Origin of the sequence: Micromonospora sp. DT4, from assembly GCF_049841675.1 — a bacterium.
GTDB lineage: Bacteria > Actinomycetota > Actinomycetes > Mycobacteriales > Micromonosporaceae > Micromonospora.
Genome location: NZ_JBNCKT010000345.1, coordinates 1 through 649, shown reverse-complemented (window position 1 = coordinate 649; position 649 = coordinate 1). Strand labels below are relative to the sequence as shown.

The following is a 649-nucleotide window of genomic DNA, read 5'->3' as shown; positions in this document are numbered from 1 at the left end:
GGAATCGGCGGGCTGGTTGAGGTACAGGTCGCAGACCTGGGCGGCCTTGGTGAAGAAGGCGGGGTCGGGGCGGCGGGTCAACCAGCCGCGTACCCGGTGGGGCTTGAGGTCCAGATCGGCCAGGATCCGCCCGATCTGGGAGGCGCTGATCCCGTCGGCGTGCAGGTGTTCGGCCAGCAGCCGGTGCGACCACACGCTGTCAGCCTCGGGTAATTCGCTGGTGACGGCGGCCACGATCCGCAGGTGTGTGTCCGGGCCGTAGATCGGGGGTCGTCCCGGGCGTGGCCGGTCGGCCAATCCGTCGACGCCGTGCTCGGCGAACCGGTTGCGCCAGGTACGGACTGTGTTCTGTGTGATCGACAGGTCCCGGGCGATGGCGGCGTTGCTGGCGCCGTCGGCGGCGGCCAGGACGATGCGGGCCCGTTGGACCTCGCACAGCGCGGCGGTGCGTGACCGGGCCAGGGCCTCCAGCCGGGGACGCGCTCGCGCGTCGATGATCACGCTCCGCGCGGACGGCAGCGGCACAGGGGTGTCCTCTCCGCGTGACCGGCACTCAACAGGGGGGATGATCAGCCACGCGGAGAGGATCTGTATCAACGCCCGGAGGGTGCAGGCCATGCGACACACCGGCGTCGGGCACCATGACCCC

The 649-nt window shown here is 71.0% G+C and carries 1 protein-coding gene; it reads right to left on the bottom strand.

Annotated features, from left to right (window positions below; all coding sequences use genetic code 11):
• On the bottom strand, nucleotides 1–525 hold a 525-nt coding region (locus tag ACLQ24_RS30030; RefSeq protein ID WP_425895102.1), incomplete at its 3' end, for an IS630 family transposase.
• Nucleotides 526–649 lie beyond the last annotated feature (124 nt).